This is a genomic window from Arthrobacter sp. D5-1 (genome assembly GCF_017357425.1).
GTDB lineage: Bacteria > Actinomycetota > Actinomycetes > Actinomycetales > Micrococcaceae > Arthrobacter.
The window spans coordinates 3,970,973-3,984,779 of sequence record NZ_CP014571.1; the positions used below are offsets into that span (position 1 = coordinate 3,970,973).

The 13,807-nt window shown below is 64.2% G+C and carries 11 protein-coding genes; 6 read left to right on the forward strand and 5 right to left on the reverse strand.

What is annotated here, in order from left to right; all coding sequences use genetic code 11:
- Positions 1–16: 16 nt before the first annotated feature.
- A complete protein-coding gene (locus AYX22_RS18245) occupies positions 17–1,405 on the reverse strand; it encodes an MFS transporter (RefSeq protein ID WP_207594745.1) in 1,389 nt (462 codons plus the stop codon).
- Positions 1,406–1,652: 247 nt separating this feature from the next.
- A complete protein-coding gene (locus AYX22_RS18250) occupies positions 1,653–2,456 on the reverse strand; it encodes an IclR family transcriptional regulator (RefSeq protein ID WP_207594747.1) in 804 nt (267 codons plus the stop codon).
- Positions 2,457–2,547: 91 nt separating this feature from the next.
- Between AYX22_RS18250 and AYX22_RS18255 the strand changes: the two genes are divergently transcribed.
- The 4 genes from AYX22_RS18255 to AYX22_RS18270 all read left to right on the forward strand — a co-directional run bounded on the left by AYX22_RS18255 (position 2,548) and on the right by AYX22_RS18270 (position 6,633).
- Positions 2,548–3,444, forward strand: a complete 897-nt coding sequence (locus AYX22_RS18255) for a LysR family transcriptional regulator (RefSeq protein ID WP_207594749.1) — start codon at positions 2,548–2,550, stop codon at positions 3,442–3,444.
- A gap of 112 nt (positions 3,445–3,556) precedes the next feature.
- Positions 3,557–3,919, forward strand: a complete 363-nt coding sequence (locus AYX22_RS18260; RefSeq protein ID WP_207594751.1) for a YciI family protein — start codon at positions 3,557–3,559, stop codon at positions 3,917–3,919.
- A 9-nt stretch (positions 3,920–3,928) separates the two neighbouring features.
- Positions 3,929–5,008: an alcohol dehydrogenase catalytic domain-containing protein gene (locus AYX22_RS18265; RefSeq protein WP_207594753.1), complete on the forward strand. Its 1,080-nt coding sequence runs from the start codon at positions 3,929–3,931 to the stop codon at positions 5,006–5,008.
- The gene (locus tag AYX22_RS18270; protein ID WP_207594756.1) at positions 5,005–6,633 is read left to right on the forward strand and encodes an FAD-dependent oxidoreductase; all 1,629 of its coding nucleotides are present in this window, start codon (positions 5,005–5,007) and stop codon (positions 6,631–6,633) included. Before AYX22_RS18265 ends, AYX22_RS18270 begins: the two co-directional genes overlap by 4 nt.
- A gap of 125 nt (positions 6,634–6,758) precedes the next feature.
- Here AYX22_RS18270 and AYX22_RS18275 read toward each other — a convergent pair whose 3' ends face one another.
- Positions 6,759–7,490: a glutamine amidotransferase gene (locus AYX22_RS18275; protein ID WP_207594758.1), complete on the reverse strand. Its 732-nt coding sequence runs from the start codon at positions 7,488–7,490 to the stop codon at positions 6,759–6,761.
- Between the two features lie 164 nt (positions 7,491–7,654).
- On the opposite strand from AYX22_RS18275, the gene AYX22_RS18280 reads away from it, so the two are divergent.
- Both AYX22_RS18280 and AYX22_RS18285 read left to right on the forward strand, forming a co-directional pair.
- Positions 7,655–8,881, forward strand: a complete 1,227-nt coding sequence (locus tag AYX22_RS18280; RefSeq protein WP_207597646.1) for an MFS transporter — start codon at positions 7,655–7,657, stop codon at positions 8,879–8,881.
- A 170-nt stretch (positions 8,882–9,051) separates the two neighbouring features.
- A complete protein-coding gene (locus AYX22_RS18285) occupies positions 9,052–10,365 on the forward strand; it encodes an ammonium transporter (protein ID WP_207594760.1) in 1,314 nt (437 codons plus the stop codon).
- A gap of 95 nt (positions 10,366–10,460) precedes the next feature.
- Here the strand turns inward: AYX22_RS18285 and AYX22_RS18290 are convergent, their stop codons facing one another.
- Together AYX22_RS18290 and AYX22_RS18295 are read right to left on the reverse strand one after the other, a co-directional pair.
- Positions 10,461–11,057: a DUF1992 domain-containing protein gene (locus AYX22_RS18290; RefSeq protein WP_207594762.1), complete on the reverse strand. Its 597-nt coding sequence runs from the start codon at positions 11,055–11,057 to the stop codon at positions 10,461–10,463.
- A 192-nt stretch (positions 11,058–11,249) separates the two neighbouring features.
- Positions 11,250–13,547 carry a bifunctional SulP family inorganic anion transporter/carbonic anhydrase gene (locus AYX22_RS18295; RefSeq protein ID WP_207594764.1) on the reverse strand — a complete coding sequence of 766 codons (2,298 nt, stop codon included), beginning with the start codon at positions 13,545–13,547 and terminating at the stop codon, positions 11,250–11,252.
- Positions 13,548–13,807: the final 260 nt, after the last annotated feature.

Sequence of the window (13,807 nt, forward strand, 5' to 3'; positions counted from 1 at the left end):
TCGTGCGTGCTGTTTGCTACTTGAGGGAAGTGCGCGGTTTGCCAAGGTCTTCGAGCGGGACGTTGTACGTTTCCCGGGCCGTCATGATGGCGATGCCCGAAGCCACCAGGCACAGGATGGTGAAGCCCGCTACCGGCCACCACCCGTTCGGTCCGGGCTGGGCCAAGAGGGTTGCGATGGCCGGTGCGAAGCCAGCCAGGATCAAGCCGATCTGGCTGCCGATCGCCATGCCGGAGTAGCGGACTGCTGCGGGGAACATCTCAGGGAAGAACACCGTCCACACGCCGTTCCAGCAGGAGTAGAAGACCGTCATGTTCAGGAAACCGAACAGGAAGATCAGGGCGATGTTCTGCTCGCTGATGGCCCAGAAATAGCCGATGGTGGTCAAAGCGCAGCCAAGGGCACCCACCAGGAGGACCTTCTTGCGGCCAACGCGGTCCGAGATCACGGCCGAGATGGGGATGGTCACCATGGACAGGCCGATGGTCACGGCGTTCACGGTGAGCATGAGGGTGCGGTCGATCCCCACGGCGGGGCCGGTGGCGTAGGCCAGGGCGTACACGGTGAAGGTGGTCTGCATGACGGAGAACAGCATCACCACGCCAACGCGCAGGACGTCGCGCCACTGGGTTTTCATGACCGCGACGGCGGGAATGGCCTTGGGCTTGTCATGCTCCACGATTTCCTCGAACACCGGGGGCTCATCCAAGCGGGTCCGGATCCAGTAGGCCACCGCAAGCACTACTACCGAGAGCCAGAACGGCACGCGCCAGCCCCAGCTGAGCAGATGCTCTTCGGGCAGGGCTGCCAAGGGGATAAAGACGACCGTGGACAGCACCATTCCAGAGGCATATCCGGTCATCACGAAGCTGGTGAAGAACGCGCGACGGCCTTCGGGTGAGTGTTCCATTGTGAGGGTCGAGGCACCTGCGGCTTCAGCGCCGGCAGAGAAGCCCTGGGCCAGACGGCCCACCAGCAACAACGCCGTTGCCCAGTAGCCGATTTGTCCATATGTGGGCAGGAATCCGATGCCGATGGAGGCAACGCCCATGATCACCAGCGTGACCATCAGTGCCTGCTTGCGGCCGATCTTGTCACCGTAGTGGCTCATCACCAATCCGCCGAGTGGCCGGGCAAGGTAGCCCACGCCGAACGTCGCCATCGCTCCGAGCAATGCCACTACGGGGTCGCCGCCGGGGAAGAAGATCTTGGGGAAGATCAGGGCGGCGGCAGTGCCGTAGATGAAGAAGTCGTAGTACTCCAAGGTGGATCCGAGGAAGGAGGCGAGTGCCGCCTTCTTGGGCATTTTGACGTGTTCAACCGGCTCTGTTCCAACCGGTTCTGTTCCAAGCGGCGAGGCCGCATTGTTGGCGTCCGAGGGCGAGTGCTGCTGCACGTGTCCCATACTGTCTCCTCATTGAGTGCCGCGGGAAGTGGCACCGCCATGGTGCCTTGCCCGGCAAAGAATTGGACGAGGTACAAACCGCCGGCTGCTGCTTTGTTGTGCAGCCCGCCCGGTAGCCGTTGATAACGACTCCCGTAGCTGTGCTCCAGATCACAGGCGATTGTTCCTCTGGAATCGACTGTAGGACCCAGGTCACACGCAGCGGCACAACTTCCCGTTGAACGGGATACGTCTCTTATCTGACCCGTCAGGGCTCCAGGTGGGACAACCACGGACGGGAGCCATAAGGCCGGCGTTCAGCACCCATGGTCCGGGACAAGCCGCGGCCTGCGGCCACCAGGACCGGGAGTATCAGCCCGGCGTCTTCGTCCACAGAGGGCACGACGACGGAAATGGCACCTATGACGGCTTGGCCCTGGCCAAACACCGGCACGGAATAGGCCGTGTTTTCCTCCACCAGGACACCCACCAAACGGGCATAGCCACGCTCACGGATCTGGGCGAGGTGGCTCCTGATCCTGGCAGGGTCCACCTCCGTTGCCTGCGTGGTCTTCTCCAGCTTTCCTGCCAGGAATCGGTCCTGAACCCAGCCCGGCATGTGCGCCATCATGGCCATTCCCGACGACGTCGTGTGGATGTCCAGACGGCCGGCAACCTCCGCCAGGTTCATGACCGTTCCATGCCGGTCCAGGCGTTCGAGGTAAAGAACACTGTTGGTTTCCACATCCGGAATGGACAGGGCAACGTGTTCCCGCACCGCCGCGTGCACACCTTCCAGGAACGGCAAACCGCGACGTCGGAATTCCTCCAGGGGATTACTGCGGGAGGCCAGTTCCCACATCTTCATTCCGACGCCGAACTCGCCGGCCGCGTTGCGCTCCAGGAGTCCGTTGGCCGCCAGGTCCATGGCCAGGCGATGCACCGTGCTGCGGGACATGCCGGTAATCCGGACCATGTCCTTCAGGGGAAGCCACGGCTGGCCTTTGGAAAACGCGTCCATGATCTTCACGACGCGTTCGATCACGGACTCCCCCGACGCCGAGTTGGCCATGATGCCTCCGTAGTGCTTTTCCGGTCGGCTGCATCGCGGACCGCAAACCCAATATAGCCTTGCACTGAAGCGCGAGAATCCGGGAGGCAACGTGGAACTGCGGCAAATCGAGGCCTTCCTGGCAGTAGCAGAGGAATTGCACTTCGGCAGGGCGGCAGAACGGCTCCGCATGGCCCAGTCGCCGTTGAGCCAAACCATCAAGAAGCTCGAAAAGGGCTTGGGCGCACCGCTCTTTGTCCGCAACACCCGGTCCGTCACGCTGACTCCGGCCGGGCATTCCCTGTTGCCGCACGCACGCCGGATCCTGGACGAAGTGGACCTGGCACGCAGGGCTGTCAGCGCCGGAACGGGGACCGTCTATGGCAAAATCGCCATCGGCTTCTCGGGTGCGCTGAACCATGCCACGCTTCCCCCACTGACACGGGCCCTGCGCCAGCGCTACCCGCAACTCGACGTGACGCTGCGGGGAGGCTTGCTGACCCAGGAAGCACTTCACCAACTGGGCAACGGTGCACTGGACCTGGCCTTTATCGGCCTACCCATCGACGCTCCGTCGCTGGCCACCCGCCGGATTGCCATTGAGCGCCTGGGGGTTACCCTGCCGGCAGACCACCCCCTTGCCGGACAGGCCTCCGTGGAAATGGCCGAGCTGGCCAATGATCCGTTCATCACCATGCCTGCCGCCCAAGGGTCCACGCTGCGTGAGGTCACCTTCGCGGCGTGTGCTGCCGCCGGTTTCCGCCCCAGGATCGCCCAGGAGGTCTCCGACCCCTACACGGCACTGTCCTTGGTGGCCGGTGGCGTGGGCATCAGCCTGATGCCCGGGTCCATTGAGGGGATCATGCCTGCGGGCATCGTCTTCCTGCCGCTTCAAGGCGACGACGTCCTCCTGTTTTCCGGACTCGCCTGGAACCCTGGCTCCATGTCTCCGGCCGTTCGGGCGGCAATCCAACTGGCTGAGGAGGTGCTGCCAACACCTGGGGACTAGCCCACTATGTGTTTTCTGCACATGGTGAGAGACCAACTAAGTATTGGACAAGAGCTAATGCGTTGCCCAGCATTGAGAAAAGCCCCACTCACTCAATGAAGAGGACACCCTCATGGCCACGTTTGCCGTTACATACGCCTACTCCGACTCGACGTCTGCCGGCCGGGATACAGTCCGGCCCGCTCACGTGGAGTTCCTCAAAGCCCAGTTCGACGGCGGTCGCCTCCTCAAGAGCGGCCCTTTCGGTCCGGAGGAATCACCAGGCGCGCTGCTGATCATCGACGGTGACACCAAAGCCGACGTCGAAGCCCTTATGGACCAGGACCCGTTCCATCAAGCAGGGCTCATTGAGGAACGGACCGTGCGGCAGTGGAACATCTTCTTCGGCGCTGATGCTGCGCAGCCGGCAGCCGCGCAGACCGCCGCGCAGCCCGCAGCCGGGCAGCCAGCCGCGCAGACCCCCGCGCAGAACTGAGGTCCCCCAGTGCTGTCCGCGATCACCGTCTCCAAAGAGACCATTGCTTTTCGGGATTCTCCTGAGCCCGTCCTTGAACCGGGCCACGCCCTCGTCCGGGTCCACAACGTCACCCTCTGCGGCACCGACCTCCATATCTGGGAGGACGACTATCCCACGGAGCTCCCCCTGGTCCAAGGCCATGAGTTCTCCGGCATCGTGGAGGCCCTCGCGCCTGCGAAGACCGGCGCCGGGGGCTCCGGAAGGGACACAGTCCAGGAGATCAGCATCGGCGACCGCGTTGCCGTCAACCCCATCATCTACTGCGGCGAGTGCCGCCCGTGCCTCACCGGCCGGTACAACGTCTGCCAGAACGTGGGCTGCCTGGGCTGCTACTCGGATGGGGCACTGACAGAACTGATCAGCGTCCCGGTGGAGAAGCTGTGCCCCGTTCCCGACGATCTCCCGCTGGACATCGCCGCCATGGGCGAACCCGCATCCATCGCCATGCAGGCCGTCAACCGCGGTCGGCCCGAGCCCGGCGACACCGCGCTGGTGTTGGGAAGCGGCCCCATCGGATTGCTGGCCACGCTGTACCTGACGGAGCTTGGAGTCACGGTGATCTGCGCCGATACCGAGCAGCACCGGCTGGATCTTGCGGTCGGGTTCGGTGCCGCGGAAACGCTGCTGGTAAGGCCGGGAAGCGACTTCCCGGATGAACACCAAGCACAACGCCTTCACTCCATGACGGACGGGTACGGTCCGCAACTGGTCATCGAAGCCACCGGGGTTCCTTCCTCCTTGGAGAATGCCATCAGGCTGGTTGCCAGCGCCGGCAGGATTGTCCAAGTGGGCATCTCGCCGCGGCAAGCCAACGTCTCCATGAAGGACATCCCCTACAAGGAACTGGATCTCATGGGCAGCCGGATGAGCCTCAACCTCATCCCTGACGGGCTCGCCCTGCTGTCCCGTCACCCTGAACAGGCACGCGCCCTCATGACCCACCGCTTCGCATTTGCGGAGGTCCAGAAGGCCTACCGATTGATGCAGGGACGAACCGGGAAGATCGGCAAGATCGTCATCGAGATGCCTGCGGGAAGCGTCGCATGAGCACCTCAATCCTCACCGCGCCCGAACAACTCAACGCCAGCTACGACGTCGTGATCATGGGCAGCGGCGCCGCCGGGCTGGTGGCCGCCGTCCGTGCTGCCGATGCCGGACTGAGCGTCCTGGTGGTGGAGAAGGCGCCGCTGCTGGGCGGCACCACGGCTGCCGGTGGCGGCGTGATGTGGGCACCGAACAACCACCTCGCCAAGGCTGCCGGGTACCAGGACAGCCATGCCGACGGCGTCGCTTACCTCACGGAGGCGGCCGGCCACGTGATGACGGCCCAGGAAATTGAGTGGTACGTGGCCACTGCGCCGCGGGCTGTGGACTTCCTGAACCGGAACACCAAAGTGTCCATGGTTCCCATTGCCCGCCCGGATTACCACATGGACTGGAAAGGGTCCGCGAACGGTGGCCGCGGCCTGGACAACAACGCTTTTGATCCCCAGGACTACCCCGGCCTTTCGGAGCTGATCCGGCCGTCGTCGTACTTCCCTCTGCTCACCATGACCGAACGCGATGAACTCAACGGCCGCGCCGCTGATCCGTTGCTGCTGGAACGCCGGGCGTCCACCGGGATCCGGACCATGGGCGGCGCCTTGGTGGGGAGCCTGGTGGCGAGCGCTGTGGACCGGGGCGTGCACCTTGTGGTGTCCAGTCCGGTGGAGGAATTGTCACCGCCATGTGCCGGGTGGATGGTGAGTCTCGGCGGCGTTTCTGCCGACGCGACCGTGGCCGCGACCGCCGTCGTGCTTGCCTCTGGTGGGTTCGAATGGAATCCGCGGCTTCGCAGCGCGTTCCTGCCGTATCCGGTGACGCCCATCAGCGCCCCGTCCAACGAGGGCGACGGCTTGGAACTCGGGCTGAAGGCCGGAGCGGCTGTGGAGGACATGACGGCAGTGTGGGGCGTTCCGGTGATTTCGACGGCGGCCCATCAGTACGACGGTCAGCAGTCGGGGCGTATGGGAAACGTGGAGATGACGTTGCCGGGATCCATCACCGTGAACAGCGACGGCAAGCGTTTCGTCAACGAGGCGCTCAACTATCACGACGCCAGCAGGGTCTTCGCCTCGATCAACCCGCATACGGGCAGGCAACAGAACAACCCGGCGTGGTTGGTTTTTGATTCCGCCTATGTGGCCAAATACCCGGTGGCGGGCTCCTCGCCGGGCGAACCCGCAGAGTGGATGGTGTCCGCGCCCAGCCTGGAACTCCTGGCCAAGGAGGTGGGCATCAACCCAGCCGGTCTCAACGCCACAGTTTCCCGGTTCAACGCCGACGCGGTCCTCGGCGTGGACACGGAATTCGGCAGGGGCGCCACTGCCCAGGACCGATTCCTGGGCGATGCCGGAAACACCCCCAATCCTTGTCTGGCGCCCTTACTGGTGGCTCCGTTTTATGCGGTTCCCATCCGGGCAGGCGTACTCGGCACGTCGGGCGGGTTGGCTACGGACTTCAGTGGTCGCGTCCTGGACCATCGGCAGCAGCCCATTCCGGGACTTTATGCGGCGGGCAACGTGTCGGCCGGGGTCTTCCGCAACAACTACCCCGGCGGCGGTGCCACCCTTGGTTCCGCGATCACCCGTGCCTTCGCTGTTGGGGAAGATCTCGCGGCCCGGCTGAAGTAGCCGACCCTTGGGGGGACGGAAACGCCCGACGGCGACTACCGCCGTCGGGCGTTTGCGTTGCCAGGCCCGCTCTACGCGCCTCGCGCCCGAAATAGGGCGCAGAGCGGGCCCCCACAACGGATGGGCTAGCGGGCGTAGAGCTCGGTGAAGTTCCTGAGAACCCGCATGGGTTCCGTCACGGATGATTCAAGGGCAGCGGCGATGAGTTCATCGGCCTCGTGGGGCGGGAAATAGCCTGCGTTCTTGTAGATGTTGATGCGCGTGATGATCCCGTCAGCATCCAGTTCCGGGTGGAATTGTGTGGCGTAGAGGTTGTTTTTGATGCGGAACATGTGCACCGGGCAGGCAGCTGAGCTGGCCAACAGCACTGCATGTCCGGGTAGTTCGCTGCACGCTTCCTTGTGACCTACAAAGGCGTCGAAGGTGCGTGGGACGCCCCGAAGCATGGGGTCACGTTCCCCGTCGGCGGTGAGCGTGATCTCCGTGGGCCCCACAGGCTCGCCAAAGCGGCGGTCAATCGTGGCCCCTTGGTGAACACCCAGGGTCCCGACGCCGTAGCAGGCACCAAGGAACGGGAAGTCCTCGGCCACTATCCGGTCCAGAAGGGATGAGAGTTCCGTCTCAACCCGGATCTGGTCGGAGCTCTTCTCCTCCACAGGATCGCTGGACGTATAGGGGCTGCCGCCAACAATCACCCCGGAATAGTCCGACAGTTCAAGCGCCGGCAAAGGCCCGGATTCCAGCCGGATACGGACCAATTCTTCCGGTTTCAGGCCGCAGTAGCGGAGGTAGGCCTGGTATTCGTCATCGGCTGCTGCGTCTTCGGCGCGGGTGGCCAGCAAAAGGAAGGGCTTCACAGGCCCAGTCTGCGCGAGGAATGCCTGACGAACAAAGTGTGTTGGCCCGAAGGGGGTTTCTGACAGAGACTCCCTTGCATCGCCGTGGCTGCATAACGTTGGTAGGGACCCCTATGACACACCTATGACTCATTTCTGAGGAGCAATCTTTGAAGCAGGACCCTCTGGTCGTCGGCACGCAATCGCCCAAGGCGTCAGTTGCTGCACCGCAACTCCCCAAGAAGATCCCGTGGGGTGGCCTTCTGGTTCTGGCTGCGGCAGGGTTCACGGCTGTGACCACAGAACTCCTGCCCTCAGGCCTGCTTCCCCAAATCAGCCGCGACCTCGGAGTGGACGAGTCGGCGGTGGGTTCGCTGACCGCGGTCTATGCGGCCATCATCGTTTTCACGGCCCTCCCGTTGTCCCGGTTCCTGGCCGGGCGGCTTCCCCGGAAGACCCTGCTCATTGCCACCGTGCTGGCCTTTGCCCTGAGCAACGTGCTCCTCGCTTTCAGCCCATCCTTGGGTTGGGCGATCGGGGCGAGGCTCCTTGGCGGCATCGCCCACGGCATGTTGTGGTCCAGCATGGCACCGTATGTGGCCCGCATCGTCCCCGCACATTCCGTGGGCAAGGCCATGGCTGTGGTCTTCAGCGGCAACAGCATCGCGTTGGCCGTCGGTGCTCCCATCGGAACGCTGATGGGTTCGCTCATGACCTGGCGCGCCTCGTTCCTGGTCCTGGCCGGAGTTGGTGTGTTGCTGGCTGTCTTGGCTTTTTGGCTGCTCCCCGGCGCCCATGACCAAGCCAGCCAGAAGACCCCATCCCTCCGAGCAGCCATGAAACTGCCCGGCGTCATCGCCATCGCCATCGCATGGCCGCTCCTGCTGCTGGCCCACTTCACACTCTTCACCTACGTTGCCCCGTTCCTCCTCGCCTCCGGACTGCCGGAATCCGCTACGAGCCTGTCCCTTTCCGTGGTGGGCATCGCCAGCCTGGTGGGTATCTGGATTGCCGGCATGACCGCGGACTCCCGCCCGCGCACCTCGGTGATTGCCGCCGTCGGACTCTTGACCCTTGCTTTCGCCCTGCTGCCCGCGCTGGGCGGCACCTGGGTGGGCGCGTTTGGACTGATGACGCTCTGGGGCATCGCGTTCGGAGCGGTGGGCATCTACAACCAGGCGGCGATTCTCCGTGCGGGCGGTGAGCACAAGGATGCTGCCAACGGGCTGACTGTGGTAACCATCCAACTGGGGATCGCCATCGGTGCTGTGTACGGAGCCTTCGCCCTCACCACCGTCGGTGCGCACCTGGTGCCCTTGGCCGCCGCGGTTCCCACTGCGGTTGCGCTGGTGATCATCATTGCCAGCCGTCGCGGCGGCTACCCTGCCGGGGGTCGCGAGAAGCGCCGTTAACATTCCCGAAACACGCCGGTGACGTGATCTTCACGAACAGTGGATTTCTGTAACTTACCTGCAACTTAGCTCTTCTGAGTCGGAAACATAGCTCACCGAACATTGATCGGGGGGTTGGTGTGGGCCGTGCAACAACGGCCCCGTTTCGGACAAGCTTGAAGGGAACGCAGGTGGAGATCTCTGCGCAACACGTCTGGCTGATGTTGTCATCGGCGATGGTGCTATTCATGACCCCGGGCCTCGGCCTGTTCTACGGCGGCATGACCCGCGCCAAGGCAGCTCTGAACATGATCATGATGAGCTTCATCTCGGCCGGCATCGTTGGTGTTGTCTGGGTCCTGTGGGGCTACTCGATGACCACCGGCGACGGCTTCCTCGGCCTGTTCGGCAACCCATTCGCACACTTCGGCCTGCAGGACCTCATGGGTTCGCCGGACCTCATCAAGGCAGGCTTCGCTGCTACGTTCGCCATCATTACCGTGGCCCTCATCAGCGGTGCCATCGCCGACCGTGCCAAATTCGGCGCCTGGGCTTTGTTCGTACCGATCTGGGTGACGGTGGTTTACTGCCCGCTTGCTTACATGATCTGGGGCGGTGGCCTCATGAGTGCAGGGGGCGCCCTCACCCAGATCTTCGGCCAGGTCATCGACTTCGCTGGTGGCGCAGTGGTTGAGGTCAGCTCCGGAACCGCCGCTTTCGTCCTCGCACTGATCGTGGGAAAGCGTCACGGATTCGCCAAGGACCCCAACCACCGCCCACATAACGTGCCGTTCATCATGATCGGCGCAGCCATCCTCTGGTTCGGCTGGTTCGGATTCAACGGCGGAGCCGCCGCCACGGTGGAGCAGGCAGGCCTCATCTGGGTCAACACCCTGGTCACCCCGGCCGCGGCCATGCTGAGCTGGCTGGTGGTGGAGAAGATCCGTCACGGTCACCCCACGTCCTTGGGCGCAGCGTCCGGCGTAGTGGCGGGCCTTGTAGCCATCACCCCGTCCTGCGCGAACATCACCCCGCTCGCAGCTCTCGGCCTGGGCTTGGTGGCCGGCGCTGCCTGCGCAGTGTTCGTTGACCTGAAGTACAAGTTTGGCTTCGACGACTCCCTCGACGTTGTGGGCGTTCACTTCGGGGCCGGCGTCATCGGCACGATCTCCCTCGGCTTCATCGCCTTCCCCACCGAGGGGACGGCCGGCGGCCTCTTCTACGGCGGCGGCCCCCAGCAGTTGATCGCGCAGACCGTGGCCGTCTTGGTCACCATGGCGCTCTCGGGCCTGGGCACTCTGGTCATCGGCCGGGCCATCCACAGGACCATCGGCTTCCGTGTTGCCCACGAGCACGAAATCACCGGTGTTGACCTCACCCAGCACGCCGAGTCCGCCTACGAGTTCGGCCTCACCGCCCACGGCCACTTCCGTCAGCAGCAGGCGCACCTGTCTGCTTTGATCAGGCGGAAGCCCGAAGAGGCCAAGGAAGACAGCTTCGCCTAACGGCACCCTCACCAAACAGCGCCCGCCCACCCAAGTAGGTGACAGCAAACGCACCACTGAGGGCTGATTGGGACGTTTGCTGTTACCTAGTTGGGCTAGCCGGAGCCGTTCCAGATCCGCTGCCACCACGTCCGCTTGCCCGGCTGCTCGGGTTCCGGCTCCGGCGGAGCTGCGGCTGACCTGCGTTCCCGCCATTTTTCCAGTTCAGCGTCCACGTCGCGGAGCTTGGTGATCACCGGAGGCCCGCCCTGAAGTTGCCGCCTGGCCTCGATCACGCGTTTGTTGAAGTCCTCAAGAATGTCCCGGACCTGTTTGTCCGTGTACTGCTGGTCCAGCTTGGCGTCGAGCTCGGAGTCCTCGATCCGGAGCAGAATGGCCGGCGGACCGATCCCGCTGAGGCGTTCGCGTTGGATGAGGCCTTTGACCCACCAGTCGGGATCGTAGTGCTCCCCCAGCCCGGGGATTGGTTTTCCGGCGTATTTCAGGTTGTCGAACTTGCCTTGGTTCATGGCGTCCCGGATGAGGTACTCGACCCGCGCGGCGTCGTCCACTTTGCGGCGTTTCTCGCGTTCCTCGGCGTCGGCGGCCTCGAGCTCTGCGTCTTCTTCCGCGTTGCCGCCCCATGACCGGACTGCCCGCAGTTCGGCGCCGCGCTCAAGCCTGCGCCTGAAGACGTTATTCTCGGCGTTCACGTCCTGCCACCTCCTCGCACGGCAGCCCTCGCCTGCCGGACATCGTGATTCCAGTATTCCGCACGTTGCCGTGGTTGGGGCACGTACCCCCACCACCTGCTTTGAAACCGCAACGACCCCCGACACGCCGCCAACAGGCGTGTCAGGGGCCGTTCGGTGCCCGAAATGGGTGGTGGTGGTCCGGCGAAAAAACTAGGAACGAACAGCCATGCCCGGATCCAACTGTTCGATACCCTCAGGCGTCACCAGCACTACCCGGGCGGTGCAGATGTCGTAGAACAGCCCTGTGGCTTGCACGCTGCCCGAGGCAAGGACTGGCCCAGTGACGGGGTGGTCCTCCAGCTTCCGGAGCTGCACGGCAATGTTCACCATGCTCAGCTGGTCCAGCCGGCTGTAGCCCTCGGCCTCGGCCGCGCGGGCAACAGGATGGCCGGCGAGCAACGCCGAGTAGCTGGGCCGTGCGTGCTCCAGCCAGGTATTAAAGCCCGTACCCAGGGCAGGGGCAGAACCCTCTGCATCAGCAATGACGGCCTTCATTGCGCCGCAGTTGGAGTGCCCGCAAATAACGATCGAATCCACGGACAGCGCCTTGACCGCAAATGACAGCGTTGAATCAATGGAGGCATCACGGCCATCGCTGCACACCACGTTGCCAATGTTGCGGAGCGTGAGAAGGTCACCCGGTCCGCTGCTGGTGATCAGGTTGGGGTTGACGCGGGAGTCGACGCACGCCACGAACAGCGTGTCCGGGTTCTGGCTTTCGGTGAGGTCCTGAACCAGGGGGCGGACCTTGTCAGCGTGCCGGCGATGGTATTTGTCGATGCCCAGGAGGATGGACCGCAGCGGCGGCTGCCCGCCGTCGTCGTCCGCTGTTGGATTGTCACCGGGCGGCAGCCAGGACGTGCGCGGCGGCAGCGGGAATTCGCGCGGGTCCTGCCGCTGCGGGGTGTTGTCCTCGGCATCGGTGAAGGCGGTGGTGCCGTGTTCCTCAAGGATTACCGAGGCGCCCGTGCTCCGATGCTGCTTCTGCCAGGCGACCAACGCTTCGCGAAAGGCGTGGTCCAGGTAGTCTGCGTTGAGCTCCACCACGGCGTCCTGGCCTTCGGGCACTGAGTGGAGGACGCGGTTGAGCCGGGGCAGCGCGAAGAAGCTGCACGATCCGGCGATGACAACGCGCCACGGAAGGGCAGCACCGGCGGGCGCATGGGCATTGATCTGCGCCCGGAGAACCCTCCACAGCACGCAGAGGGCGGCGAGGGCCAGGCCGATGATCACGCCTTCGAGGAGGTTGAGCACCACGACGCACACCAGCGTGACGCTGTAGACCAGGAGCTCGCCGGTACGGAGGCTGGTGCGGATGTCGGCAACCTTGATGAGCTTCGCGCCGATGACCAGCAGCAGGCCGGCCAGCACCGACAGCGGAATCAGTTGGATCAGCCCGGCGAACAGTGCGGAGAAGACGAGGACCCAGACGCCGTGCAGGATGGCGGAGATGCGGCTTTTCGCGCCGGCTTCAACATTGGTGGCGCTGCGGACAATCACGCCGGTCACCGGAAGTCCGCCGAGCATGCCGGAGACAACGTTCGCGGAGCCTTGGCCCACCAGTTCGCGGTTGAGGTTGGTGCGCGAACCGCCGTGCATTTTGTCGACGGCGACGGCGGACAGGAGCGACTCGATGCTCGCGATCAGGGCCACCGTGATGACGGCCATGGACGCTGCCCGCCAGGTGCCGTCGGGCAGGCTTGGCAACGCGACGGCGTCGAAGATGGAGCCGCTGAAGCTGATGCGCTCAACGCCTGGCGCCACCGCGACGGACAGGGCCGTGACTGCGACGACGGCGGCGAGCGGTCCGGGGATCTTTCGCACCGACGCCGTGAGGAACTTCCAGGCCATCAGGATCGCGACAACAGCAAGACCCAGCAACGCCGAGTGCAGCTCCACGTTGGTGATGGCCGCCGGCAATGCCGTGAGGTTTTCGACGGCGGACCCAGCAGCTTGGCCGCCGAGCAGCACGTGGAGTTGCTGCAGGATGATGGTGATGCCAATGCCCGCGAGCATCGCCTTGACCACCACGGGCGACACTGCCAGCGCGGCCCGGCCAATGCGGCTGACACCCATGAGTAACTGCACGACGCCGGCACCGACTGTAATGGCACACGTCACCGCCCAGCCGAATTCGTCCACAAGACCGGCGACGACGACGGTCAGGCCGGCAGCGGGGCCGCTCACCTGCAGTGGGGAGCCACCCAGGCTGCCTGCGACGATGCCGCCCACGGCCGCGGCGATGAGGCCGGCCATGACAGGAGCTCCGGAGGCGGCGGCGATACCCAGCGACAGTGGGAGTGCGACGAGGAAGACTACTAGGGACGCGGGAAGGTCCGCGCCGAGGTTGCTGATGAAACTTGGCTTGGCTGTACCTTTGCCCGGGTTCTTTCCCGGCGGGCTGTGCGAGTCAGTAGGGACGGTAGCGGAATCGTTGGGCTGCGGCATGGGGTTCCTTGAGCTTGGGAATGCTGACCCTTCCAAGCTACGGAACCTGTCACCGTTAATGACAACAAGATGTGACAAGTGTGACAAAAGCTGTGAAGATGCGCTTCATGTTGGGACCCATGGGAACTTTCGCGGGGGTAGGGATCGTTGGGGCGTTCGCGGGTAAGAGACCTCGGCACGCAACAATGCGGCGCGGATCACAATTCGGCCTCTGCGGGCTGTAGGATTCGCTGGTTGACGCGATAGTCGCGCATTGGATT

Coding starts and splice junctions, on each gene's coding strand:
- AYX22_RS18245 (WP_207594745.1), bottom strand. CDS start 1,405: ATGGGACACGTGCAGCAGCACTCGCCCTCGGACGCCAACAATGCGGCC.
- AYX22_RS18250 (WP_207594747.1), bottom strand. CDS start 2,456: ATGGCCAACTCGGCGTCGGGGGAGTCCGTGATCGAACGCGTCGTGAAG.
- AYX22_RS18260 (WP_207594751.1), top strand. CDS start 3,557: ATGGCCACGTTTGCCGTTACATACGCCTACTCCGACTCGACGTCTGCC.
- AYX22_RS18270 (WP_207594756.1), top strand. CDS start 5,005: ATGAGCACCTCAATCCTCACCGCGCCCGAACAACTCAACGCCAGCTAC.
- AYX22_RS18295 (WP_207594764.1), bottom strand. CDS start 13,547: ATGCCGCAGCCCAACGATTCCGCTACCGTCCCTACTGACTCGCACAGC.